Genomic DNA, 1517 nt, shown 5'->3' on the forward strand with positions numbered 1-1517 from the left:
TGTTCCCCGTCAGCGCCTATGGCACAGATTTGGGGTTGTGATTTAAGGAGGATTTGGGCTTCGTCGTAGTGACGAAGGAACGAAGATGAAGCCCAAATCCTCAAAATCCAAAATGCCTGCCGAGCAGGTGGTAAAGGACATCCGCCGCAAGACCCGTCGGCATTTTTCAGCGGAAGACAAGATCCGGATCGTTCTGGAAGGCCTGCGCGGTGATGACTCCATTGCCGAGCTGTGCCGTCGTGAAGGCATTGCCCAGAGCCTGTATTACACCTGGTCCAAGGAGTTCATGGAAGCTGGCAAGCGCCGCCTGGCTGGCGATACGGCCCGTGCCGCTACCACCGACGAGGTGAAGGATCTGCGCCGCGAAGCCCGCGATCTGAAGGAGTGCGTGGCCGACCTCACCCTGGAGAACCGGGTGCTCAAAAAAAGCATGATCGTGGATGGGGGAGACGACGCATGAGATACCCTGCATCCGAAAAGCTGGAGATTATCCGCATCGTCGAGCAGTCGCACCTGCCCGCCAGGCGCACGCTGGATCAGCTCGGCATCGCGCCCCGGACCTTCTACCGCTGGTATGACCGTTACCTTGAAGGCGGGCCGGAAGCACTGGAAGACCGGCCATCGGCGCCGGGCCGGGTGTGGAACCGCATCGGGGATGATATCCAGCAGCAGATCATCGACATGGCGCTGGATGAGGATGCCACCAGCCTGTCGCCCCGCGAACTGGCGGTGCGCTTCACCGACGAGAAGCGCTACTTCGTGTCCGAAGCCACCGTTTACCGGTTGCTCAAGGCCCATGACCTGATCACCAGCCCGGCCTACACCGTGATCAAGGCGGCCAGTGAGTTCAAACACAAGACCACGCGCCCCAACGAGATGTGGCAAACCGATTTTACCTACTTCAAGATCATCGGGTGGGGCTGGATATATCTGTCCACCGTGCTCGACGATTACTCGCGCTACATCATCGCATGGAAACTCTATACCACCATGCAGGCCGGGGATGTCACCGACACGCTGGACATGGCGCTGGCTGCCTCGGGCTGTGACCATGCCACAGTGCTGCACAAGCCCAGGCTGCTATCGGACAACGGCCCTTGCTACATTGCAGATGAACTGGCCAAATATCTGGAAGCCAGGAAAATGGACCATGTGCGCGGCGCGCCCTTCCACCCCCAGACACAGGGCAAGATCGAACGCTGGCACCAGACCCTCAAGAACCGCGTGCTTCTGGAAAACTACTTCCTGCCAGGCGATCTCGAACAGCAGATCGAGGCGTTCGTCGAGCACTACAACCACCAGCGCTACCACGAGAGCCTCGAAAACGTGACCCCGGCAGACGCCTACTTCGGCAGGGCACCTGCCATCATCAAACGAAGAGAAAGGATCAAGCGACAGACCATCGAATATCGGCGCTTGCAACACCGGAAGATCGCCGCATAATATCACCAACCGGACGAGGCCCACACTCCGAAAAATTACGCCCCGAAGTGTGCCAAATGTTTTGACGACGGACA

Annotated in this window: 1 protein-coding gene; it reads left to right on the plus strand. The window is 58.7% G+C overall.

The window, feature by feature from the left end:
- Positions 1-85 precede the first annotated feature (85 nt).
- Positions 86-1443 (plus strand): IS3 family transposase gene (locus tag K3174_RS16745; RefSeq protein WP_247712270.1). Its coding sequence is split into 2 segments (ribosomal slippage): positions 86-421 and positions 424-1443, totalling 1356 coding nucleotides; the frame shifts between segments, so codons are not numbered across the junction.
- Positions 1444-1517 lie beyond the last annotated feature (74 nt).

The organism is Qipengyuania qiaonensis (assembly GCF_019711515.1).
GTDB lineage: Bacteria > Pseudomonadota > Alphaproteobacteria > Sphingomonadales > Sphingomonadaceae > Qipengyuania > Qipengyuania qiaonensis.